Below are 25,229 nucleotides of genomic sequence, written 5' to 3' on the forward strand. Positions count from 1 at the left end.
AGTAATAAGATGATTGAATATACAGTAAATACAAATGATGAGGGGCAAACAATATTTAAGTTTGTCAAAAAAGTTCAAAAGGATATGTCTCTTTCAATAATCTATAAATTATTTAGAACAGGAAATGTAAAAATTAATAACAAGAAAGTAAAAGATCATTCTGTAATTTTAAATGTTGGAGACAATGTTAAAATTTATTCTAAAATTGCAATTGAACAAAACAGAGATGAATTTGTTCCGATACCATACAAGGAGTTGAAAATAATATTTGAAGATACAAATATATTGATTGCTGACAAACCATCTAATCTAGAGGTGCATTCTGATATAAATGACTCATTGGATTTAATGGTTAAATCATATTTATTTAAGAAAAAAGAATATCAACCAAATAAAGAAAATAGTTTTGTTGTTAGTCATGTTCACAGAATTGATAAACTGACAAAAGGTTTAGTTATTTATGCAAAAAATAAAAAAGCATTAGATTATTTTTTAGAAGTAATCAAAGATAAAAATAAAATTGAAAAGCGATACATTGCTAGATTAGAAAAAATATACAAAGGACCAAACGAAGTTAAGGGATTTATGAAATATGATTCAGATATTCAAAAATCTTTATTTTTTCCTGAGTATATTGAAGAAGAATATGGAATTAAATCTTGTGAGATGTCTGTTGAATTTAGAAGAGGCGTAGCTGATATAGTTTTAGGATCAGGTAGAAAACATCAAATTCGTGCAGTTATGGGATATTATAATTCTCCAATTGAAGGAGACTTTAGATATGGGGCAAAAAGAAGTATGAAAAGAGAAATTGCATTAGTTGCAAAATCTGTTGCATTTTTTAATTTTGAAAGTGATTTTGAATATCTAAATAATAAATCATTTGTATCTAAATACGAAGTTTAGAAAAACACCAATAAAAAGGTGTTTTTTTTATTTTAAGAATAAGTACAGTTGTTTAACATATTTGAAAAGATTGGTAATTTTTTGTCATTATGTAGTTTTGAATAAAAAAAATTATATAATAAAGGAGAAGGAGAAAGGGAGCAAACAGTGTACACATATATAAGCAAAAATAATGACCCAATGTATAACTTGGCATTAGAAGAATATTTTGTAACAGATAGAAAATTTGCAAAAGAAAATATATTATTCATATTTCAAAATGACAATTCAATTATTGTAGGTAGAAATCAAAACGTTGCATCAGAAGTAAACTTAGAAATAGCTAATAAAGATTTTGTGAAAATTGTTAGACGAAATACAGGCGGTGGAACAGTTTTTCATGATTTAGGAAATGTAAACTTTAGTATTATATATCCTGACCATAATAATACAGCTGTTTCTATGTTTAAAAATAGTTTGCAACCAGTTATTGAAACATTGAATAAATTGGGTGCGCCAGCTGAAATACGTGGCAAGAATGATATAGTTTTGAACGGAAAAAAAATATCTGGAAACGCTATGTGGAAAAGTGGTAATAGATTCTTACAGCACGGAACACTATTATTTAATTCAAACCTTGATAAGATACAAAAATACTTAACTGGTAGTAAAGATAAAATAAAAACAAAAAGTGTTAGTTCAGTAAAATCAAATGTTACAAATATAAATAATGAAGTTTCTGAAAAAATAGATATTGAAAATTTCAAATTTAAACTATTAGATCAGTATTTAACAAAACAAGAAATTAAAACAATTATCTTAGACAATCAAGATCAATTAAACGTTGAACAAATTGTTAAAAATAAATATAGTCAAAATTCATGAAACTTAAATAAAAATTCTGATTTTGAATTTAAGTTTAGGGAGTATTTAGAGAACAAAGGAATGGTGGAAATATTTTTAAATATAAATTCAAATATTATTACCGAATGCAAAATTTATGGTGACTTCTTAGGCTTCTCTGGTACTAAACAATTAGAAGAAAAAATGATAGGTATAAATTTCGAACATGATGAATTATTAACATGTCTTAAAAAGGCAGATATTAAAGGTATTTTTGGTCCAAGTTTTGAACCAGAAGATCTTCTAAAAATATTATTAAATTAAACGAGGATAAAATGGACTACTTAAAAAAATATGATCCCTTAAAAAATAAGGTTCTACAAATATTAGACAAAGATGGAAAAATTGTTAATCCAACAATGGTTCCAAATTTAAAAAACAAAGATTTAATAGAAGCATATAAAATTATGAACTTATCAAGAAGACAAGATGATTTCCAAAATAAAGCGCAACGCCAGGGAAGACTACTTTCATTTCTTTCTTCAACAGGACAAGAGGCTTGTGAAGTTGGATATACTATTGCATTAAAAAAAGGGTTAGATTGATTTGCTTCAGGATACAGAAACAATGCAGCATGATTAACAATGGGTATGCCAATACACAAAATTATGATGTACTGAATGGGTAATGAGTTTGGAGGCCAATCACCTGAAGGTGTTAATTCACTGCCACCAAACATTATCATTGGAAGTCAATACTCACAAGCAGTAGGTATTGCATATGCTGAAAAATTAAGAAAAGGTAAAGGTGTAGCGGTTACTACAACCGGGGATGGAGGATCATCAGAGGGTGAAACTTATGAAGCAATGAACTTTGCAGTCTTACATAATTTACCCGTTGTATTTATTATTGAGAATAATAAATACGCTATTTCAACTCCAGTTAGATTAGCCACTAAATCAATGAACTTTGCAGTAAAAGGAATTGCAACAGGTATGCCTTCTATCAAAGTTGATGGAAATGATTTTCTTGCTTCATATAAAGCATCAGCTGATGCAATAGAATATGCAAGAAAAGGCAACGGACCAATTTTGATTGAATTTGATACATACAGAATGGGAGCCCATTCGTCATCTGATAATCCTGATGTTTATCGTCCAAAAGGTGAGTATGAAGAAATGGTAAAATTTGATCCATTAGTAAGAATGAAAAAATATTTAATTTCATTAAATATTTGAGATGAAAAAAAACAAGAACAATTGGATAAAGAACAAAGTGATTTAGTAAGATCTGAATTTGATCTTGCAGAAAAGAAAAAGGCTTACCCATTGGAAGATATTTTCAAATATACATATGAAAAAATGACAGATGATCTAAATGACCAATTGGCTGAAGCCAAAGAGTTCATTGATAAATATCCGCAAGTATTAAAAGGAGGACACTAGTATGTCAACTATCAATAATATTAAAGCAGTTGCCGAAGGTATTACTGCAACAATGAAAAAATGAGACAACGTAATTATTTATGGTGAAGATGTTGGATATGAAGGTGGAGTTTTTAGAGCTACCCAAGGTATACAAAAAGAATTTGGAGAGGAAAGATGTTTCGATGCTCCAATCTCAGAAGCACTATTTGCAGGTATGGCAATTGGTATGGCTATGAATGGAGTAAGACCAATTGTAGAAATTCAATTCCAAGGACTAGGTTGAGCCTCTTTACAAAATATTTTAGGACATGTTGGAAGAATGAGAAACCGTACACGAGGTAAATATTTTTTACCAATGGTTATTAGAATGCCAATGGGTGGCGGTATTAGATCATTAGAACTTCACTCAGAGGCTATGGAAGTAATTTATGCTCACTTACCAGGAGTTAAGGTTGTTTGTCCTTCTACACCTTATGATACTAAAGGTTTAATATGTGCAGCTGTTGAATCAAATGATCCAGTAATCATACTAGAACCAACAAAATTATATAGAGCATTCAAACAAGAAGTACCTGATGAATTTTATACAGTACCAATTGGTGAGGGTTATAAAATTTCTGAAGGTAGTGATATAACAGTAGTTACTTATGGAGCTCAAACAGTTGACTGTCAAAAAGCAGTGGAAATGTTAAAAGTAGAAAACCCAGGTGTTGGTGTTGATTTAATAGACTTACGCTCAATCAAACCATGAGATAAAAAAATGGTTTTTGAATCTGTTAAAAAAACAGGAAGACTAGTAGTTGTTCATGAAGCTGTAAAATCTTTTTCAATTTCATCAGAGATAATTGCCAGTGTTCAAGAAGAATGTTTTGAATATTTAAAAGCACCTTTAGCAAGATGTACAGGATATGATGTTGTAATCCCATTTGATAGTGGTGAAAAATACTTCCACATAAATCCATACAGAGTATTAGAACAAATGAAAAAAACTTTAGGTTTTAAATTTTAGGAGGGTCGATGTTTAAAGTAAAATTTGCAGATATCGGTGAAGGCTTAACTGAAGGTAAAGTTACTGAAGTTTTAGTAAAAGTTGGAGATAGCGTAAAAATGGGTGATAGTTTATTTCATGTAGAAACTGATAAAGTTGATTCTGAAATACCATCACCTGTTGACGGAAAAGTTGCCAAAATATTAATTAAAGCCAACCAAGATATTAGTGTTGGTGAAGTTGTTGTAGAAATAGATGATGGAAGCGCCACAGTAGAAGAATCTGTTTCAGAACCAGTTGAAGAAAATGCAAGTGTTGTTGGATCAACTCCTGTTTCTAATGAAGTTATTCAAAGAGAAATTATAAAAACTGATAATGTATCAATTAATAATGGTGCTATCAAAGCATCACCTTTAGCAAGAAAAATGGCTGCCAAAAAAGGGATTGATATTTCCCAAATTAAAGGAAGTGGACCCAATGGTAGGATACTTGCAGCAGATATTGAAAATGGAAATGTATCTATAAGTACATCACAATCATTCAATCCTATAAGTATGCCAAGTCCTGCATTGTCAAACAAACCAGTTTCAAAAGTTGATTACAATAATCCAAAAATTAGCATTCCTAACTATAGTGAACCACTGCAATTTGAATCAATAAAAATGAATTCAATTAGAAAAGCAACTGTTAAATCAATGCAAAAAGCCCATGACACTCAAGCAACATTTAGTGGAATAAAAAATATTGATGTAACTGAAATGGTTAATCTAAGAAAACAGCTTAAAGATTATGCAGATGGTCTTCAAGTTAAATTAACATTTCTGCCATTTATTGTAAAAGCTACAGCTTTAGTATTAAAAGAAATGCCTAACATTAATGTTAGAAATGATTTTGAAAATGGTGCAATAAAACATGTAAAAAATATTAATCTAGGAATAGCTGTCGATACTCCTGAAGGGTTGGTTGTTCCAGTTATTAAATCTGCTGATAAATACAATGTATTTGAAATAGCTGCAAAAATAAATGAACTTGCTTCTAAAGCTAGAAACAAAAAATTAAGTATGGCAGAAATGACGGAAGGTACATTTACAATTACAAACTTTGGATCTGTTGGTTTAGATTTTGCGACACCTATTCCAAATCCTCCAGAAGGAGCGATTCTAGGTATAGGTACAATGACTCTTACACCAATGTATATAAACAATATATTAGAGCCAAGGCAAATCATGCCGTTTTCTATGACAGCTGACCACAAAATTATTGATGGTGCCGATGTTGGAAGATTCTTAATGAGAGTTGCATATTATTTATCAAAACCAGCATTATTAATGCTATAAAGGGAGTACAAAATGTTTAAAGTAAAATTTGCAGATATTGGAGAAGGTTTAACTGAAGGTAAAGTGACTGAGGTTTTAGTAAAAATTGGAGATAGCGTAAAAATGGGTGACAGTTTATTTCATGTAGAAACTGATAAAGTTGATTCTGAAATACCTTCACCAACAGATGGTAAAATAGCAAAAATATTAATAAAAGCTAATCAAGAAATTAAAGTTGGAGATGTAGTCGTTGAAATTGATGATGGAAAAGTTTCAACAGAAGAACCGCTAGTTCAAGAAGAAGAAAACGCAAGTGTTGTTGGATCAACTCCTGTATCTAATGACGTAATACCAAGTAGAGGTGGTCAAACTAAAAAACCTGCTGCAGAAGTTGAAAAGGCAAAAGAAATTTTTTCAGCCAAAGTAGAGTATGGAAATAATGAAATTGCTCCATCTTTAAAAGACAAAATTGGAAAATTTGAATATGATGTAATTATTGTCGGGGCCGGAGTTGGAGGTTATACAAGTGCTATCAAATGTGCACAATTGGGATTAAAAACTTTAATTGTAGAAAAAGATAAGTATGGAGGAGTATGTTTGAATATTGGATGTATTCCAACTAAAACACTACTTAAATCTGCTTACTTATATAGTCAAATTAAAAACAAGGCTGCATTCTATGGAATTAAAATTTCAGCTGAAAGTAAAGTTGAAGTTGATTGAAAACAGTTTCAAGGTAGAAAAGATGAAGTTGTTGCTAAATTAACAAAGGGTGTTGAAATGCTTGTTAAGAAAAATTTAGTAGCACAAGTAAAGGGTGAAGCAATTGCTGTAGATCAACACACTATCAAAGTAGGAGATAAAAAATATACTTGTGAGAGTTTAGTTATTGCTACAGGTAGTGATGCAAATTCACTAAGATTACCTGGAGCTGAAGAAGCCATTAAAAGTGGATTTCTTATCAATTCAACAGGAGCATTATCGTTAAAAACTGTTCCTAAAAAAATGATAATTATTGGTGGTGGAGTTATTGGTGTTGAGTTTGCTAATCTTTATTCAAATATTGGTGTTGATGTAACTATACTTCAAGCTATGCCAACAATTCTTGAAATTCTAGATAATGATGTGTCTGTTGAAATGACAAAAATATTTAAAAAGAATGGAGTGACAATTAAACCTAATGTAAAAATATTAGAATTTAAAAAAGATTCCGTTGTTTATGAATCAACAACAAGTGGTGAAAAAATAACTATAAAAGCTGATGTTTGTCTTCAATCAGTTGGAAGACATGCGATTACATCAGGTTTTGAAAAAATAGGAATTCAATTGACAGAGAGAGGATTCATTCAAATTGATGATTATTGTCAAACAAATATTAAAAACGTTTATGCTATTGGAGATGTAAATGGAAAAGTGATGCTAGCTCATGCTGCGTCAAAACAAGGAATTATTGTTGCAAATCATATTGCCAAAAAAAGAGCAATGCCAAATGATGACCACAAAATGGAGTTTGATAAAATTCCAAGTTGTATTTATACTCATCCTGAAGTTGCAACTGTTGGTAAAACAGAACAAGAAGTGAAGGCAAGCAATATAGATTATAAAGCCTATAAATTTCCATTTTCTGCCATTGGTAAAGCATTAGCTGATGGAAATACTGAAGGTTTTGTTAAACTAATTATTGAACCCGAGTTTGGTAAAATTTTAGGAGCTCACATAATCAGTTCTCATGCAACAGATATGATTTCAGAAATAACAACTGTAATGGAATGTGAAGGAACAATATCTGAAATAGCAATGGCAATTCATCCGCATCCAACTCTAAGTGAGGCTATTGGTGAAGCAGCGGAAGCATTATTACACGGGAAACCAATAAACTTTTAATACAAAGTAAATAGGAGAAATTATTTTGATAAACATCGAACAAATTAAAAAAATACTAAGAAACAATAACTTACAAAAAATTGTATTTCCAGAAGGAGATGCAGATGAAATTGTTCAAGTTGCCAAAATATTAAAAAATGATAATTTAATTGATCCAATATTACTTATCGAAAAGGATAGTGATTTTGTTGAAGGACTTACATGTATAAATGTCGCTTCTCTTAATAAAGATGATTTTGCTCAAAAGTTATTTGATTTAAGAAAACCAAAAATAGATTTAGATAAAGCAAAAGAATTAATTAAGTTGAGAACCTACTATGGAACTATGATGATTAAAGAAGGTGAAGCAGATGGCATGGTTTGTGGATTAACTTTTACAACAGCTGACACTTTAAGACCGGCTCTTCAAATCATTAAAACAAGTAAAGAGTATTCAATTGCGTCATCTGTTTTTATTATGAGTAAAAAAGATGAAAATTACTTATTTACTGATTGCGCATTAAATGTTGATCCTAATGAAAATCAATTAGTCGATATTGCTAGAATGGCTTCAGACTTTGCAGTTAAATTAGGCGTATTAAAACCTGAAGTTGCAATGTTGAGTTATTCAACAAATAATTCTGGTATGGGTCCCACTGTTGAAAAAGTAAAAAATGCAACTAGCATTCTAAAAAAAATAGAATCTAAAGATGTTGTATTTGAAGGACCACTACAATTTGATTCTGCATTTGATAAAAAAGTTAGAGACAAAAAATTTCCAGAAAATAACTTTACAAAAAACTCTGCTGATGTATACGTGTTTCCAGATTTAAATTCAGGAAATATAGGTTGCAAAATTGCTCAACGTTTTGGTAAATTCGATGCGATAGGTCCTTTCATGTTAGGTTTAAAAAAACCTATAAATGATTTAAGCAGAGGAGCTACTGTCAATGATATTTTAGGTACTGTTATTATTACTGCCTTCCAATGCTTAATGATAAAGGAAAATAAATAATGATTTTAGTTGTTAATCCAGGTAGTAGTTCAATTAAATTTAAATTGTTCAATGAAGCTTTTGAAGTGTTAGTCGAAGGTCTGGCTGAAAGAATAGGAATTGATGGTGCTTTAACATTAATTACTAATGAAAAAAAACATAAGTTCAATACTGAATTTCCAGATCATTTGGCAGCAGCCGAAACTATTATAGAAAAATTAAGAGAATTAAATATTGTAAAAAATCAGAACGAAATAAAATCAATAGGATTGCGTGTTGTACACGGTGGCGATAAAATTTTTGAACCAGTAATTATTGATTCTAGAATTAAGAAAATTATTGAAATTAATTCAAAATTAGCACCATTACATAATCCACCAGCACTTGTTACAATTGAAGCATTTGAAAAAACTTTATCTCATGCAAAATTAGTAGCTTGTTTTGATACTGCATTCCATCAATCAATTAAACCTGAAAAATTTCTTTATCCAGTTCCTTACGAATGATATGAAAAAAACAGTGTTAGAAGATATGGTATGCATGGAATAAGTTATGCATATATTGTCAAAAAGTTTAGAGAAGTCAAACAACTAAAAAATAATGATTTTAATTTAATAATTGCTCACTTAGGTAACGGTGCAAGTATAACATCAATTAAAAATGGTAAGTCATTTAACACTTCAATGGGACTAACTCCATTGGATGGACTAATGATGGGTACACGTAGTGGTGAAATTGATCCGTCAATTATAGAATACATTTCAAAAGACTCAAATATGGATGTTATCGAAGTAACTTCGATATTAAATAAGGATTCTGGATTAAAGGGTATTTCAGGAATTTCAAGTGACATGAGAGATATAACATCTGTAATGAATGAAAATACTCGTGCTAAATTAGCTGTGGATATGTATTGTCAAAGAGTTGCCGACTTTGTTATTAAGTATTTAAATCAGCTTGAAGGTAAAATAGATGGACTTATTTTCACTGCAGGAATTGGTGAGAATTCATTTATTATTCGAGAGGAGATTATTAAAAAATTACCTATGCTTAATATTGAACTTGATTCTAAATCTAATATTGAACAATATGATGAGTGTTTAAAAATTTCTACAAACAAATCTCAATATGAAGTTTTTAAAATAAGAACTAATGAAGAATTAATGATCTGCAAAGACGTAATTAAATTAACAAAATAAAAAAATGATACAGCTGTATCATTTTTTTCTCAATTATTTTTTAAAGTAATTTAGTCCCAATACCTCAAGACCTGGTAAAGTGATGAAATTATATGGCTTATTAAAGTGGGGTAAAAAGAATATATCAACTAATGGTAATTCATCAATTGTTAGTTGTTTTTGAATAGCAAGTGCAAACATATACATAACTTCAGTATGATTATTTTGGCCTCCAACTTGTGCTCCAATTATTCTTCTAGTTTTTTTATCTCAAACAATTTTTATGAATACATCTTTATAGGTAGACATAAATTCGGGTCTATCTGAATCTGTAAACATTATACATTCATAATCAATATCATGTAATTTAGCTGAGGCTTCACTTGTTCCAACTGATGCCAATTTTCAACCAAATACCTCAATACCATTTGCACCAGCAAAACCGGGTGATTTAAGTGTATTACCTTTAACAATATTTAAAGCAGCAACTATTCCTGTTCTAACTGCCGTTGTGGCTAAAGCAATTTGATGTGATGTTTTTGTACTTGCATCATAAACAGAAGAGCAATCACCAATTGCATAAATATCTTTATTTGATGACTGAGCAAATAAGTTTGTTTTAATTGCTCCACGTTGATCAAGATCACAAATACCATTTAGTAATTCAGTTTGTGGTTTAACACCAACACTAAATACTACATAATCTGTTGCAATTTCACCACCGTCAGTAATTACGTGTGTTAATTTACCATCCTTACCTTTGAATTCAAGAACTTTTTGATTAAGTTTAATATTAACTTTATTTTTTTTCATTTCCGCTTCAACCAAGCTTGTAAATTCACTATCGTAATAAAGTGGCATGATTCTATCTGCAAAATCAACAAGAGTTACTTCTTTACCTGAATGCACAAATGCGTCAACTAATTCAACTCCAATATATCCAGCACCAATTACTGCTACTTTTTTTATTTTTTTATCTTCATTAGCTTTCTTAATTTTTTGAGCATGATGATAGTTTTTACATATTTGAACACCATCTAAATCAATACCAGGAATAGGGGGTGTAATAGGTCATGTTCCAGTTGCAACAATTAACTTATCATACCCGTCTTCAAAGACTTCTCCAGTGTCAATGTTTTCAACACTAATAGTTTTTTTGTTAGCGTTTATACCAACTCATTTATGTTTCATTTTAACGTTAATATTTTCAGCTTTTAAAATTTCAGGTGAAGCATAAAATAAACCTTTAGGATCTTTTACTTCTCCCTTAACTCATAATGCAATACCACAACCCAAGAATGAAATATTATCATTAGAATCATATGTTGTTATTTCCATATTAGGATCTAACCTTCTTAAGGTTCTTACTGCTGTTGTTCCAGCATGATTTGTACCGATTACTATTGTTTTCATATTAGATTTTCTCCCTATCTTTATTTTAAACTTTTTAAGATAATTTTTTTATTTTATTGAAATATTTAAAAAAATTTACTAACAAAATTATTAATATGAATATATTTTTTTATTCATTATTAAATAAAATTATCAATTTTAAATAAAATTATATAAAATAATTTAAGATATTAATTTCTAAGAAATCAATATCGCACATAACTAAAATATGTTATTATTTTAGAGTAAGTTTTATTACACATATAACATACACGGCTTTTTAGCTCAGTGGTAGAGCAACCGGCTGTTAACCGGTTGGTCGCAGGTTCAAATCCTGCAAAAGCCGCCAATTGGCCAGTTGGTGAAGTGGTTAACACACACGGTTTTCATCCGTGCATTCACGGGTTCAAACCCCGTACTGGCTACCATAAATGGAGCAATAGCTCAGTTGGGAGAGCGCCTGCCTTACAAGCAGGTGGTCGGGGGTTCAAGTCCCTCTTGCTCCACCATTTATGCTGATGTGGCTCAACGGTAGAGCAACTGACTTGTAATCAGTAGGTTGTAGGTTCGATTCCTATCATCAGCACCATTGAAAATGAAAAATACAAGACAATGTAAATTGTCTTTTTTTATTTAAAAAAATTGATTGCTTTTTTTTTTTTTTTGTTAAGATACTACCAAAAAGGTATGGAATGAACATAAAATTAGTTTTCAATAATAGGGTATTAAGCTATATTAGAAGTGTGATTTATCCTTTAATGGAAAGTTATGGTCTAAAGCCAGGTGACGAACCATCTATAGAATTATTGAGTAATCCAAAATTTAAAAATACAGTATTGAAACTTATGAATTCAATTTTTTATGATTCTCTCAATTATTCTCTAGGAAAAGAAGTTGACGGTAAAAAACTTACATTAGAAAAATACATTTTAAAATATAAAGATTTTGATTCAGAAACAACATACAAATTAACGATTGGACTTTATGCTTGTGTTTCTTTATTTAATAGATATATTGAAAACTCAAAATTAAGAAAATTGTACAAAAAAGATAAGACAAATACTTATAATGAACTTAAAAAAATTAAATTTAAAGATTGTGATTTTGATAATGAAATTGAGTTTGAAACATTTTGAAATTCATATGTTTTTATGGTTGATAGATACTTAAAATTAGCTGTAAATGTTGGTGTTTTAAAACCTATTACAGTTGAACATACAGAAAAAGCAACTAATAATCCTATGAAATATTTATTAATAATTAATGATTTTTTACAAAATGATTCTTATGGAGAAAATACGTCTAAACGTAAAAAAAATAAATTACCTAGAAAGAATATTAGATCAAAAAGTTATAGATATTGATCAGATAATGCAATACGATTATTGATAATAAATTACTCACCTAATACACTTTATAAATTTTATGCATATATTTTAGTCTCAGATATGAAGGAACTGTTTGATAAATAAACAACTAAAGAAAGTAAATTTCTAACTTTATTTTTTATCCATTTTATGGTTTAATCTAATTGTTCTTCCGGAATTGGCGGAATTGGCAGACGCACCAGACTTAGGATCTGGCGTGGTAACACGTGGGGGTTCAAGTCCCTTATTCCGGACCAAATTGAAACCAAAAGACCTTATAGGTCTTTTTTTTGTTATAATTTTTTAAATATTAAAAAGGAAAAACTTATGTCAGATAAAACAAAAGTAGTCTTTTCTGATCTTGACTCAACATTACTGCGTGATGATCACAGATTTTCAGAATACACAAAAGAAATTATTAATGAATTTTGTAACAAGGGTGGAATATTTATTCCAATTTCAGCAAGAAGTATTAATAATGTAATGATGCTAGCTCGAGTTATGGGTATTTTAAAATATGATGGTTTTTTGGTTGCACATAATGGTGGACAAATTTATGACATTAAAAATGACTTAATGATTGTTGATGAGTTTGTTTCAAAAGAAATTATTAAAGATATTTTTGAAAAAACATATGGAAAAGTTGGAAAATATAAAATTCATTTCTTTGCAGATAAAGTAACTTATAGTTATGGAAAAGCAAAAAATACTGAATACTGAGCTAATGTTACAAAAAAAGAATTTAAGATTATAAAAAATTTAGACGAGATAAAAGACTCTATTTATTTAGTAACATTTATATTAAATGAAAATGCAAGTGAAATAGATGTAGAAGAAATGCACAATACTTTTAAATATGACTATACTCAATTTCATAAATATACTAACCGTGTTTATGAGTTAACTCCAGTTACAACAAGTAAAGGTGCAGCAGTTGAAGTGGTTATGAATGAACTTAAAAAAAGAGGTTTAGATATTGAAACCTATGCATTTGGTGATGGAGCTAATGATATTACAATGTTTGAAAAAGCTGATCATCCAATAGCTATGCAAAATGCAGTAGACATTTTAAAAACTAAAGCAAAAAAAGAAACAAAAACAAATAATAATGATGGTGTTGCAACATATATTAAAGAAAATATTGTAAAATATTAATGAGCAAAAATTTAGGAGAAAATATGGCAGTAACAAAAGTAACAAGTATGTCACAATTTGATAAAATAATTTCTGAAAATGAAAAAGTGTTTGTAGACTTTTCAGCAGTATGATGTGGACCATGTAAAATGGTTTCACCTATAATTCATGACATTGCAGAAGAAATGAAAGATGTAAAGTTTATTGATGTTGATGTTGATGCAAATCAAGATATAGCAGAAAGATTTGCGATTATGTCTATACCAACAATGTTAGTATTTGAAAATAAAGAGCAAGTTAAATCTCATATTGGATTTGCTTCAAAAGATATGTTATTAAACTTAATTAAAAAATAAAAATAAGGTGGAAAAAATATGATAAAAATGATAGGATTCGATTTGGATGGTACATTACTAAATTCAAAAGGTGGAGTCAATAAAAATACGATTGAAGCAATTCGTGCAGCTAGAAAATACAATGTAAAAATTATTATTAATACAGGTAGAAGTATTGGCCGTGTAGAAGAAATTTCAAGATCAATTGATGGATACAAATTTGACGATTATATTGTTACTTTAAATGGGGCCAAAATCTTTAAATTTTCAGATGATAATTTAACAGAAGTTGTGTCTAAACCTTTTTCAGAAGATCAAATTAAAGAAATATTTAAAAAAGCAAAAGATTTAAAATTAAAGATATTTGCTTATGGTGTAAGTGGTAAAAAATCATTTACAAATAAAAAAGGCTCAATTATTGCTATTGGAATGTCAAAATACAATAAATTACCACTATCAAAATATGATGGAACAACATTGCCAACTGAATTGTTTTCAAAAATGATAATTAGAGGTTCTTCTAAAAATATTACAACATTTAAAAAATTTCTAACTAAAAAAGAATACATTTTTACAAGTGCAAGTTATCCAAAAACAAATCCAAAAATTTTAGAAGTAACAGCACCAGGTATTGATAAGTTGTATGCTCTTAAAATGATTGCAAAAGAATTTGGAATTAAACAATCTGAAATTGCTTACTTTGGTGATGGCGAAAATGATATATCTTCATTAAAATGAGTAGGTAGTTCTTTTGCAATGGCAGAGGCTCCAGATCAAATTAAAGAAGTATCAAAATTCAGAGTTGAGCAAGGTGAAGGTATTACAGAAGCAATCTTAAAATTTGTTGAAGAACATGTTGATGAAAGCCATGCATCTAATACAATACTTTCAGACGAGGCCGCACCTGAAAGTAAAGATTAATAAACATAAACTTAAAAATATAGGAATAGTCTTTGGACTATTTTTTTATATAATAAAACTAACCAAGGAATTCTATGAAGAAACTGATTAGCTTATTTTCCATATTTTCAATAACGGTGCCAACAGCATTGCTATTGATTTCTTGTGGACCTATTGAAAGTAAGAATGTGATAATGTGAATTGAGTCAAATCCAAATAGTCCATCGTTACAAGGATATATAGAAGCAGCTGAAGAATTTAATGTTGATAGAGATATAAAAGTGGAAGTTAAAAATGTTGCAAAAGGTAATATGGAACGTGAATTATTATCAAATAAATATGCTCCAAGCATTATTAATGGGTCAATGGATAGAACATTTCGAGTTCAACAAATAAGATCTGAAGAAATTATGCCAATTCAATTTGAAAAAAGTATGGCTTATGATTATTCTTTTTTAGAGTATGGCCAAGATAAAGATGGCAACCAGTTAATGGTTCCAGTGGGAAAATCATTTTCAGTCTTGTTAATTAATAAAACTTTATTAAAAGAAGTTGATGAATCATTTGATGAATCAACTCCAGATGATGAATTGATTGAATATATTTTTGAAAATGTTGAATCGTTGATTAAATCATTAGAAAAAAAAGACAAGTCAAAATTAATGGGAATTGATGATTTGTCAGATTTAATTAATCTTCAATTTGCAAGAAAAGAAAAGATAAATACAACAAAGCAAAATGATGATTATTTATTCAACTATTACAATGAAACATTGATTGTAAATAAAAAGGCAATTGATACAATTGATCCTCTAATGAGTAAGTTAAATAAAATTAGAAATTCACTTGTGATGACAAGCGGTTCAACTAGACCATCAAATGATTTTAGTAAACAAAAATTATTGATGACTACAGCATCAAGTGCAGGATTAAAATACTACAACACTTCAAAAGAAGGGTGAGATCCTAATATAGCAATAATTAATTTACCAAATAATTCTGATAACTTCATGGTTCAAAGAGGAGATGGCCTAATTGCACTAAAATCGGGGAGTAAGGAAAAACAAAATGTAGCAGAAGAGTTTGTTGTTTCTTTAATTGAGTCCAAAGATTTATGATCAACATCTGCTAGTGCAAGTGGATATATCCCTTGAACAAGTAATGAATTGTCTGGAGATTTTAAATTTGAAGATGGAGCACCAGAGCAAAAAGTGTTGGAGATAGTAAAAAGCAAGGATACAAAGCAGTTTAGTATTGAAGCAAATGAATCTTCAGGACTTTATGATCAGTTTATATTTAATGAATTGTTTGTAAATATACTAAAAAGTAAAAATGGTTGAAATAAAGAAAGGGTACTAGTTGATAATAAAGATGCATTTGAAAATGCATCAAAATCAAGAAGAGTAGTGTATAGATAAAATGAGTTTAACAGTAAAGAATTTAAAAATTAAATATGATAACAAAAACATTGTGGATAATGTTTCTTTTAGCGTTCAAAGTGGTGAAGTATTCACAATATTAGGTCCATCTGGATCTGGCAAAACTACATTGCTTGATTCTATTGCTGGACTTAAGCAGCTGAGCTCAGGTCAAATTCTTTTTGATAAATTCGATGTTACTAGAACTGCACCGCAAAAAAGAAATGTAGGATATATATTTCAAGATTATGCTCTTTACCCTCATTTAAGTGTTGAAAAAAATATTTCATTACCTTTATTTGAGTCTAAGTCTTTGAAAAATAAAATTAAAACAAAGAATATTAAAATTAAAAGAAAAATATCAATCTTAAACAAATCAAATAACATTAAGGATTTATTCGACTATCAAATATCAATTTATGAACAATTAGAAAAACAAATTAGTAATGCTCATGATGCATTCTTTTCTGATGATGAAAATATTACAAAAAAATTATTAGAAGAAGTTGAAGCTATTGCTGCTGCAAAAATTAGTAGAAATGAAGAAACATTGTATGCAAGAATTACTTCAGTATTATTTGATCAAGCTAGAATACTTTATTTTAATGAATATGTAAAAACATTTGAGGAAGTTAAAAATTTTGTATCTACATTAGAAAAACAAGAATCAGATGGAATGATTAGAAAAATTTTAAATTCCATTTTAAGAAGTTTTGATTATGAATGAATTGTGAAATATAAATATCTTTCAAATAAAAATAAAAAATCAGTTAAGTCTCAAATTGATTTATTTAAACATGAATTAAATCAAATTAAAGTATCAAAAATTGAAATTGAATCTTTTAAAAAAATCATTTCTCCAGAATACTTAAATGACATGTTTTCTTTATTAAATAATGCTTTTAATATTGTAATTACAGAAGTTAAAACAGTAATGTCAAATAATTTTTATACTTTTGTTTCTGATTTTCAAGACTGCAAAAAAACATTAGAACTTAGTTTAGAACCAAAAATATATTCAAAAGAAGAACTGCAGTCTGAAAAAAATAAATTAAAATCAGAAATTTTAAATATAAAAGATATTACTAAAACAATGGTTGAAAATGTAGCTACTAAGGTAGAAATACAAGAGTTACTAAATAAAAAACCTGGCCAATTATCATGAGGTCAACAACAACGTGTGGCAATAGCTCGTGCTATTGTTAAAACACCTGATGTTTTATTAATGGATGAAGCTCTATCTCATTTAGATTATCAACTAAAGAGCTCAACAACTAGATGATTTAAAGAGTTCCAAAGAAAAATGAATATTACAACTATAGCCGTAACTCATGATCAATCAGAAGCAATGGGTATGTCTGATAAAATTGCTATTTTAAATAAGGGAAAAATAATTCAAATAGGGACACCAAGTGAAATTTATAATAACCCTGCAAATAAATTTGTTGCTGAATTTGTTGGATCACCCAAAACTAATATTTTTGAAGCAATAATTACAAATTCTAAAATCAAAATACAAAATGAAGAATTTAAAACAAACTCTGATGGAGAAGTTTATATAGGCATAAGACCTGAAGATATAATTTTTGGAAATAAATTTACAGGCACAATATCTTTGGTTGAATATATGGGACAAACTAAAAATGTTTCAATCAAATTTGAAAACAAAACAATTATTGCTTCTTTTGATGCTTCAAAAGAATTCTCAATTGGTCAAGAAATTAAATTTGACTTTAAATCAAATAAACTGTTAATTTTTGAAAAGGGAAATGATCAAAAATTAATTGAGGTGCTCTAATGAAATTTAAATTGCATTTGGATAGATTAGTGTTAAAACAAAAAGAAAGTAAGAGTTCAATTTTAAATTCTTTATTATGATTAACTCCTGCATTAATTCTTGTTGTAATGTTTTCATATTTTGCAATATTCACAGTCTTTAAATCATCAACTAACGAATATGAAAGTTATTGAACATATGTGTTTACATTTAAAAATTATGGGACTTTGTTTAGGGATAAAAGTTTTTTGATAGCTTTACGAAATTCATTAATATTTGTTGTTACTGTAATTCCCATTTCATTATTTTTAAGTATTTTAATTTCAAAATTTATTAGCAATATTTTAAATAAAAAGGCATTCAGTTTTTTTCAAACAATATTTTTCATTCCATATGTTACTTCAACTATTGCAGTTACTATGGCATTTGCAATAATATTTTCACCAAGTGGTGGTATATTAAATTCCATTTTACAATCATTGGGAATTGGTAATATAAATTGATTCAGTAAAGGTTGAGCGCTTGTCATGATTTTAATTTTTGGTATTTGGACTTTAATGCCTTTTCAAATTTTGCTATTAACTGGATCTTTTGTTCGAGTAAATAATAAATACTATAGAGCTGCTTCAATTGATGGCATGAGTAATTTTAAACAACTGTTTAAAATTACCTTGCCTTTGATTAGACAAACTATTTTCTATTTAATTACATTAGGAATAATAAGCTCATTCAAAATATTTCCAATTGGACTTTTTGAATCATATAACCAAACTTCATTACTAGAAGCCCAAACATTGGTTTCTTATATTTACGATAGGTTAAATGGGATTGACGGAATACGTGATTACAAACTTTCATCAACTGCTTCTGTAGTTCTGATGTTTATTATTTTACTAATGACAATTATTAATTCCTTAATTTCAAAACGAGTAGGTAGGTAAATGAAAAACAAAAAGATTAGAGAGAATTTTAAAAATGAAATTAGACGTATAAAGTCTGATGATTTTTCTTTTAAAAAAAATGATAACAATCCTAAAATGTTAGTGCAAGAAAAAAAATATAATTCGTATTTAGAAATTAAAACAGTTAAACAAAATTTTCAAGCACAATTATTGTCTTCATCAAGTTACTTAAAATTAATATTTAGAGTTTTGTTTATGTTTTCCAATTTAATTTTTGAAATAGAATTCAATTTGGTTAATTATTCATTTTTGAGACATATAAGAAAAGAAAATTCTAGAACTATTCAGTTTGCTGGAAGTGAATCTAAAACTTTCCTTATAAACAAAATTTTACAATTGTTATTTTTGATAATTATGGCTCTAATAATTTTGTTCCCTTTCTATTGAATGTTAAACATTTCATTAACTCCAGATGAGTATTTGATGCAAGGTTCTGTGCCGCCTTTCTTTCCAACTCATTGATCCTTCAAGCCATATGAAGATTTAATTAATTATATTAATAACAATAATGTTTATGCTGTTTCATTTTGAAGAATAATTGGTAACACTGTTTTTGTAACAGTTGTTTCAGTAGTGGTACAAATAATAGTTTCTATTGTTGCAGGATTTGCAATTGCTAACTTTAAAAATGTATTTACAAAATTAACAACAATTATTTTTATGGGCACACTTGCAATACCAGGTGAATCTCTGATCTTGGGACAGTTAATATTCATGAAGCAAATTGGATTAGGCAATTCGTTTATTGCATTAGTTGTTCCATTTGCTGCAAATGTAATGGGAATTTATTTAATTGCAAAAGCATTTGAATCAGTTCCTTCACAACTAAAAAAAGCTGCAAGAGTAGATGGTTTATCTGATATTAAATTCTTTTTTAAAGTTGCAATTCCACAAATAAAATACACAATAATGATTGTTGTTTTGTTTTCAATCATTTCATCTTGGAATTCACTTTTATGACCTACAACGGTATTAAATTCAGATTCAAAATGAGTTACATTGCCAATGATGCTTTGAGGATTAATTGACCCGGAAAATTTACCAAGTTCAAGCTTAGAGAATCCAGTTAACTTAAAAATGGCAGGAACAATTATTTCAACAATTCCAATGCTATTGCTTTGTGTAATTTTTAATAAATTATTTATTCGAGGTAACCAAAATATAAATGCCTAAGAGTAGAAGTGTGAAAAAACTTTTACTTTTTTTGTGCAAAATTTACAAAATAAAAAAACAAATAAATGAGTAATAAATATATATAATAAAAGAAATAAAAAATTCAACAGGAGATTTGATTATGAAATTAACTAATGTAATAAACATACAAAAATATTTAATTGCAGAACTATCTGATGTAATCGATGATCGTATTGAATGATTAAGTGACGTTTTAGGAACTGAGAATCTCTCCGTATAGGCGCAGGCATTGCGCGTTCAAAATTAATAAATTTTAAAAGTAAAGGAGAAAGAATTACATGAATAAAACAATTCTAGAAATTCGCGATCTTACTAAGCAATATGACGGGAAAGTTATTTTAAAAGGTATTAGTTTTAATGTCCGAGAAGGTGAGTTTGTAACTCTATTAGGACCTTCTGGGTGCGGAAAATCTACAACACTAAACATTATTGCAGGCCGTGAAAATCCAAATAGTGGTGACCTTTTATTTGAAGGAAAGGATCTAACAAAGATCCCAACTAACAAAAGAGAGATCAATACTATTTTTCAAAGTTATGCTCTTTTCCCTCATTATGATGTTTTTGAAAACATTGCTTATGGATTAAGGATTAAAAAGACAAAAGAACACATTGTACAAGAAGAAGTTGGAGCCTATATTAAAAAAATGGGACTAGCTGGTTTTGAACATAAACGTGTGCAAGACTTATCAGGTGGTCAAAGACAAAGGGTTGCTATTGCAAGAGCTTTGATCTTAAAACCTAGAATTCTATTGCTAGATGAACCATTGGCTGCACTTGATGTTCAGCTTAAACGAAGAATGCAAGATGAATTGAAAGAACTACAAGAACAAGTAGGAATTACTTTCGTTTTAGTTACTCATGATCAAGAAGAAGCTTTAACACTAAGTGATAGAATAGTTATTTTAAATGATGGAATCATTAAACAAATAGGAACCCCACAATCAGTTTACAATGAACCAGAAAACAAGTGAGTTGCAAATTTTATTGGTAAATCAAACATAATTGAAAATGGAATTTTTATTGAAGATGAAAAAGTTTCATTCGACGACAAAACGTTTGCATGTCACGATAAAGGTTTTGGTAAAAATGAAGCAAGTGTTGATATTGTAATTAGACCAGAAGATATTGTTATTGGTGAAAAAGCAAAAGGGTATTTTGATGGTGTAGTTGAAGATGTTGTATTTAAAGGTACAGTTTACGAATATGTTATTAAAACACAACATAGAACTTTTATGGTACAAACAACTCAATTTTTTGACTTTGATACAGAAGTATCAATCAAATGAGAAAAAGATGATATTCACGTAATGTGAAAGGAAATTGATGAGTAATGGACATTAACACAAAAGATTTAGATATTACAGGGGAAATCTCTTTACAAGATCAAACAAACACACCACCAATACAACCTAAAATTAAAAAAACAAAGAGAGAGAAGTTTGATGCATTTGTTGAAAGACGAATGACAAAAAAAGTTTGGCCAATCTTGGTTCCATTTTTTATTGTTATGATAGTTTTAATTATCATTCCAATTATTTCAGTTGTTATTTATTCAATTATTGAACCAACTGGAAATATAACATTATTTAAATTTAATTTAGATAATTTTATGAAATTTTTAACTAATTCATCACTTGTATGAATGTTAATATTATCAATCTTACTAGCACTAGTAGCAAGCTTGATTTCTGTATTGATTGCATATCCGTTAGCGTATATTTTATCAACACTAAAGTCTAAATTTGCTGCTCGTAATATTTGATTATTAGTAACAATGCCAATATGAGTTAATATGATTTTAAAATCAATTGGGCTTCAATCTTTTTTCCATCTAATAGGTGGTAATATGTTAGGAACTCAATTTGCAGTAATTGTAGGAATGGTTTACATGTTCTTACCTTTTGCAGTGGCTCCTATTTATAATGCATTAGAGGGACAAGATCCTTTGTATGTACAAGCTGCTTTAGATTTAAAAGCGTCCAAGCTTCGTGCATTTAGAGAAATCACTTTAAGACATTCAATGCCTGGAGTTATTACCGCTTTTTCATTGGTACTAATTCAATCTGCTACATCTCTATTAATTGTGAGATATATGGGAGATGGAAAAATAACATTGATTACATCAATTATTGAATCATACTTTACACAAGGAACTAACTTTGGTTTTGGTGCCGCTATTTCAATAGTTCTTGCTATATTAATTTTTATAATAATTTTATTATCAAATCTATTATCTAAAAAATTTGAAGAGGGGAAAAAGAAAAAATGAAAAGATTCTTTCAGTCAAGTTATTTAGTAATTATTCTTTTATTGATGTACATTCCAATTTTTGTAATGATGTTGTTTTCTTTTAACTCATCGTCAAATATTTCAAATTTTACTGGTTTTTCATTTAAATGATATGCAGAGTTACTAAATAATTCACCATTCCTAAAATCAATTACAACAAGTTTATTTGTAGCGATTACCTCAACAATAATTTCAATTGTTATTGGAGTTATGGCTGTAGTGGGATTATCTAAATTATCTCAAAAGAGGCAGTCAAGATGAATTTCAATTGCAAACATTCCATTGATAAACGCTGACATTATTACTGCTGTTAGTTTAATGGTTGTGTTCTTGATACTAGGATTAAACTTTGGTATTTTTACTTTAATTGCCGCACACGTATCTTTCAACGTACCGTATGTGATTATTACTGTGATGCCATTTTTGAAACGTGTTGATAAAAATATTGTTTCAGCAAGTGAAGACCTTGGGTCTTCACCGTTTCAAACTTTTTTTAAAGTTGTATTACCTATTTTAATTCCATCAATTATTACGGCAGCAGCAATTTGCTTTTCTATGTCTTTTGATGATTTTATTATTTCTTATTTTACTGGTGGAGATCAAACTAACGTTTCAACTTTCATATATACAGCTAAAAAAATACAACCTTATATTAATGCTTTTGGAACACTTTTAGTAATTACAATCTTTTTGGCAATTCTTGGTTTTAACATTGTTAAAGCTGTTACATATAACAATGAAAAAAGAAGAAATGCAGTTAGAAAAAGTGAATACAAAAATAAAGCAATTCTTGCTTATAAAAATCAAATTGAAAATAACAATCAAATTATTGAATCAGGAATTAAAAAAATAAAAACAAAAAATCTTTGACTATTAATTCAATATAGATTTTTACTTATAAGAATAAAAATGGTTAAAAATAAAAACTACTATTCAAAAATTTCTAAACTAGAATGAGAAGTTGAAGTTATAAATAAAAAAATAACAAAAGATGCCAACGCTCAAATTTCATATGATTCACTTGTGTACAAGAAAAAATCTTTGGAAGTTAAATTGAATAGCGAAAAAAATGAAGTTAAGATAGAAAAAATTGAATTACAAATTAACAAATTACAAAAACGTATCGATAAGGCGATGGATTTGATTGAGCGTGTTCAACATCAAAAAGCAGTTAATGAAGAAAAGGCTAGAGAGATTCAAGAGTGAATTGAAGAGTTAAAAACAGATTTAGCTAACAAAGAACATAATGATGTTTACGTTAAAAAATCAAATCAAAAAATTGTTAATCTTACAATCAGACGTCAAGAAATTCTTGATGGCAAAAGTAAAAGAAAATTAAAAACAAACTTAATTAAGTTAAATCAATTAAAAAATAGTCAAGATGAAAAAATAGCTATTTTATATATAAACTTAGAGGAACTAAAAAAACGTGTATTTAAAGAAGTTTCTTTAGCATATGAGTTTGATTTAAAAAATAATTGAAACATTCTTTCAAATAGTGATTTAACTCAAAAAAGAAATGAATATATCATGTTAGCAAAACAAAATATTGAATCTGATAATAATGAGTTGAGTCAAAAAATTACAGAAATTAAAAATGAAGAAAAAGTGTTAAAAGAAAAATACTTTCCAACAGGAAATGATGGCTATTCAAAAGGTAAAAGTTATATTCAAAGAACTTGAAAAACATTTGCAACAATTTTTATTCTTGTGACATCTTTTGGATTAATTACGACTGCATATGTAATGAACAATATTTATGATATTGTGATTGGTAACTGGGGAAGTTATATTGATCCAATTGTTATTAAAAAATTTGAAAAGAAATATGGAGTTAAAGTCAACTACCAACAATATGATTCAAACGAAATTATGTATAACAAAAACATTACATTCAGATATGATGTTATGGTTCCATCAGATTATATGGCAGTTAAACTTGCTCAAGACAATTACTTAATGCCAATTGATTGAAAATTGATAAATGAATATAATGAAGAATTAGAACTAATTGTTGATGATGAAACAGGAAAATTGGCAACTGATGCTGATGGTAAAGTTATTGGTAATGGTAAACTTGATTCAAATTGATTTGAACAAGTGAAAAAATCAAACATAAATATTGAAACTGAAGAAGGTGAAGACCCAAATGCTTCTCTTTCAGATTATGCTGCACCATTCTTTTGAGGAGATGTTAGAATTGCTTTTAATACTCAAAATAGTTCAGTTGTAGATTTTTTAAAAACTAACAACATTGATTTTGACGATAAAGGAATAATTGATCCTGGTCAACTTTCTTGAAATATATTATGAGATGCAGCAATTGCTGGATTAGATGTTGCACTAAATGAGGACCCAAAAAACTTCTTAATGTACTCACTTGGTAAAAAGGGTAGTGTAGCTCCAAAAAATCAAAGTGAAATTGATGACGCAACAAAAGATCTTAAAAAGTTAATTAAATATAAAGGTGTTGGATTATATACAGATCAATTGATTGAAAAAGTTCAAACTGGTAATTTTGATGTAGCTGTTATTTATAACGGAGATCTTGTAAGTTCAACTTATACTTGAATGGATGATCGTGATTATCCAGTTGATGCGCCAGCTCCATTTGCACAAGGTTATGTAGCTAAAAAAATTGAAGGAAGTGACAAACTAGAAGTAACCAATACTTGATCAGATAGTATGGTTATTTCAAACTCTGCTAGAAATGCAGATCTTGCACATAAATGAATTGCATTTATTTTAGAAGAAGAAATTCAAGACTTGCAATTTGATTATTCTGGATACTTAGGAGCATTAAGTTCAATTAATGATGATCCTGAAAACTTTGAGTATGACTTTTTAAATTCTTGATTTAAAATTGCTGAAAGAGGTGAGCCTTTCCAACTGAATGAAAAATTAGATGAAAAAGTAGTTGAAGCCTTTAATGAAATTAGAGCTTCAAAATAATTAAATCCACTTTTT

At 28.5% G+C, this 25,229-nt stretch carries 20 protein-coding genes and 5 tRNA genes; 24 read left to right on the plus strand and 1 reads right to left on the minus strand.

The annotated features are described in order from the left end of the window. Positions 1 to 9 precede the first annotated feature (9 nt). The 8 genes from STIUS_RS00505 (at position 10) to STIUS_RS00540 (ending at position 9,515) form a co-directional block, all read left to right on the plus strand. Complete coding sequence (locus tag STIUS_RS00505; protein WP_162649326.1) at positions 10 to 906, plus strand: RluA family pseudouridine synthase; 897 nt, start codon at positions 10 to 12, stop codon at positions 904 to 906. A 147-nt stretch (positions 907 to 1,053) separates the two neighbouring features. Continuing rightward, a complete protein-coding gene (locus STIUS_RS00510) occupies positions 1,054 to 2,052 on the plus strand; it encodes a lipoate--protein ligase (RefSeq protein WP_162649327.1) in 999 nt (332 codons plus the stop codon). Positions 2,053 to 2,063: 11 nt separating this feature from the next. Next, on the plus strand, positions 2,064 to 3,173 hold the full coding sequence (gene pdhA / locus STIUS_RS00515; protein WP_162649328.1) for a pyruvate dehydrogenase (acetyl-transferring) E1 component subunit alpha: 1,110 nt from the start codon (positions 2,064 to 2,066) through the stop codon (positions 3,171 to 3,173). A 1-nt stretch (position 3,174) separates the two neighbouring features. Beyond that, entirely contained in the window at positions 3,175 to 4,164 is a 990-nt protein-coding gene (locus tag STIUS_RS00520; RefSeq protein WP_162649329.1) for an alpha-ketoacid dehydrogenase subunit beta, read from the plus strand. 8 nt (positions 4,165 to 4,172) lie between these two features. Beyond that, positions 4,173 to 5,480: a dihydrolipoamide acetyltransferase family protein gene (locus tag STIUS_RS00525; protein ID WP_162649330.1), complete on the plus strand. Its 1,308-nt coding sequence runs from the start codon at positions 4,173 to 4,175 to the stop codon at positions 5,478 to 5,480. A gap of 12 nt (positions 5,481 to 5,492) precedes the next feature. Beyond that, positions 5,493 to 7,343: a dihydrolipoyl dehydrogenase gene (gene lpdA / locus STIUS_RS00530; RefSeq protein ID WP_162649331.1), complete on the plus strand. Its 1,851-nt coding sequence runs from the start codon at positions 5,493 to 5,495 to the stop codon at positions 7,341 to 7,343. Between the two features lie 25 nt (positions 7,344 to 7,368). Beyond that, positions 7,369 to 8,337 (plus strand): phosphate acetyltransferase, encoded by a 969-nt coding sequence (pta, locus tag STIUS_RS00535; RefSeq protein WP_162649332.1) that lies wholly within the window; start codon positions 7,369 to 7,371, stop codon positions 8,335 to 8,337. Further along, the gene (locus STIUS_RS00540; RefSeq protein WP_162649333.1) at positions 8,337 to 9,515 is read left to right on the plus strand and encodes an acetate kinase; all 1,179 of its coding nucleotides are present in this window, start codon (positions 8,337 to 8,339) and stop codon (positions 9,513 to 9,515) included. The genes pta and STIUS_RS00540 overlap by 1 nt, the downstream gene beginning before the upstream one ends. Before the next feature lie 33 nt (positions 9,516 to 9,548). Here the strand turns inward: STIUS_RS00540 and STIUS_RS00545 are convergent, their stop codons facing one another. Continuing rightward, entirely contained in the window at positions 9,549 to 10,907 is a 1,359-nt protein-coding gene (locus STIUS_RS00545) for an FAD-dependent oxidoreductase (RefSeq protein WP_162649334.1), read from the minus strand. Positions 10,908 to 11,160: 253 nt separating this feature from the next. Between STIUS_RS00545 and STIUS_RS00550 the strand changes: the two genes are divergently transcribed. The 16 genes from STIUS_RS00550 (at position 11,161) to STIUS_RS00625 (ending at position 25,214) form a co-directional block, all read left to right on the plus strand. Then, positions 11,161 to 11,235 (plus strand) — tRNA-Asn (locus STIUS_RS00550). 3 nt (positions 11,236 to 11,238) lie between these two features. After that, positions 11,239 to 11,314 (plus strand) — tRNA-Glu (locus STIUS_RS00555). A gap of 5 nt (positions 11,315 to 11,319) precedes the next feature. Then, positions 11,320 to 11,395 (plus strand) — tRNA-Val (locus STIUS_RS00560). A gap of 5 nt (positions 11,396 to 11,400) precedes the next feature. Then, positions 11,401 to 11,475 (plus strand) — tRNA-Thr (locus STIUS_RS00565). Between the two features lie 103 nt (positions 11,476 to 11,578). After that, entirely contained in the window at positions 11,579 to 12,358 is a 780-nt protein-coding gene (locus STIUS_RS00570; RefSeq protein WP_162649335.1) for a hypothetical protein, read from the plus strand. Between the two features lie 67 nt (positions 12,359 to 12,425). Continuing rightward, positions 12,426 to 12,510 (plus strand) — tRNA-Leu (locus STIUS_RS00575). A 70-nt stretch (positions 12,511 to 12,580) separates the two neighbouring features. Then, positions 12,581 to 13,408, plus strand: coding sequence for an HAD-IIB family hydrolase (locus STIUS_RS00580; protein ID WP_162649336.1), 828 nt, complete (start codon positions 12,581 to 12,583; stop codon positions 13,406 to 13,408). A 23-nt stretch (positions 13,409 to 13,431) separates the two neighbouring features. After that, positions 13,432 to 13,743 carry a thioredoxin gene (trxA, locus tag STIUS_RS00585; RefSeq protein ID WP_162649337.1) on the plus strand — a complete coding sequence of 104 codons (312 nt, stop codon included), beginning with the start codon at positions 13,432 to 13,434 and terminating at the stop codon, positions 13,741 to 13,743. Positions 13,744 to 13,761: 18 nt separating this feature from the next. Then, a complete protein-coding gene (locus tag STIUS_RS00590; protein WP_162649338.1) occupies positions 13,762 to 14,643 on the plus strand; it encodes an HAD family hydrolase in 882 nt (293 codons plus the stop codon). A gap of 74 nt (positions 14,644 to 14,717) precedes the next feature. Beyond that, on the plus strand, positions 14,718 to 16,040 hold the full coding sequence (locus STIUS_RS00595) for an ABC transporter substrate-binding protein (protein WP_162649339.1): 1,323 nt from the start codon (positions 14,718 to 14,720) through the stop codon (positions 16,038 to 16,040). Position 16,041: 1 nt separating this feature from the next. After that, positions 16,042 to 17,838, plus strand: a complete 1,797-nt coding sequence (locus STIUS_RS00600; protein ID WP_162649340.1) for an ATP-binding cassette domain-containing protein — start codon at positions 16,042 to 16,044, stop codon at positions 17,836 to 17,838. Further along, positions 17,838 to 18,758 (plus strand): carbohydrate ABC transporter permease, encoded by a 921-nt coding sequence (locus tag STIUS_RS00605; RefSeq protein WP_162649341.1) that lies wholly within the window; start codon positions 17,838 to 17,840, stop codon positions 18,756 to 18,758. The genes STIUS_RS00600 and STIUS_RS00605 overlap by 1 nt, the downstream gene beginning before the upstream one ends. Next, positions 18,759 to 19,952, plus strand: coding sequence for a carbohydrate ABC transporter permease (locus STIUS_RS00610; RefSeq protein ID WP_162649342.1), 1,194 nt, complete (start codon positions 18,759 to 18,761; stop codon positions 19,950 to 19,952). A gap of 299 nt (positions 19,953 to 20,251) precedes the next feature. Then, positions 20,252 to 21,304: a spermidine/putrescine ABC transporter ATP-binding protein gene (gene potA / locus STIUS_RS00615; protein WP_162649343.1), complete on the plus strand. Its 1,053-nt coding sequence runs from the start codon at positions 20,252 to 20,254 to the stop codon at positions 21,302 to 21,304. Next, positions 21,304 to 22,269 carry a spermidine/putrescine ABC transporter permease gene (gene potB, locus STIUS_RS00620; protein ID WP_162649344.1) on the plus strand — a complete coding sequence of 322 codons (966 nt, stop codon included), beginning with the start codon at positions 21,304 to 21,306 and terminating at the stop codon, positions 22,267 to 22,269. The genes potA and potB overlap by 1 nt, the downstream gene beginning before the upstream one ends. After that, entirely contained in the window at positions 22,239 to 25,214 is a 2,976-nt protein-coding gene (locus tag STIUS_RS00625; RefSeq protein WP_162649345.1) for an extracellular solute-binding protein, read from the plus strand. Before potB ends, STIUS_RS00625 begins: the two co-directional genes overlap by 31 nt. Positions 25,215 to 25,229: the final 15 nt, after the last annotated feature.

Origin of the sequence: Spiroplasma sp. TIUS-1, assembly GCF_010365785.1 — a bacterium.
Classification (GTDB): Bacteria; Bacillota_I; Bacilli_A; order Mycoplasmatales; family Mycoplasmataceae; genus TIUS-1.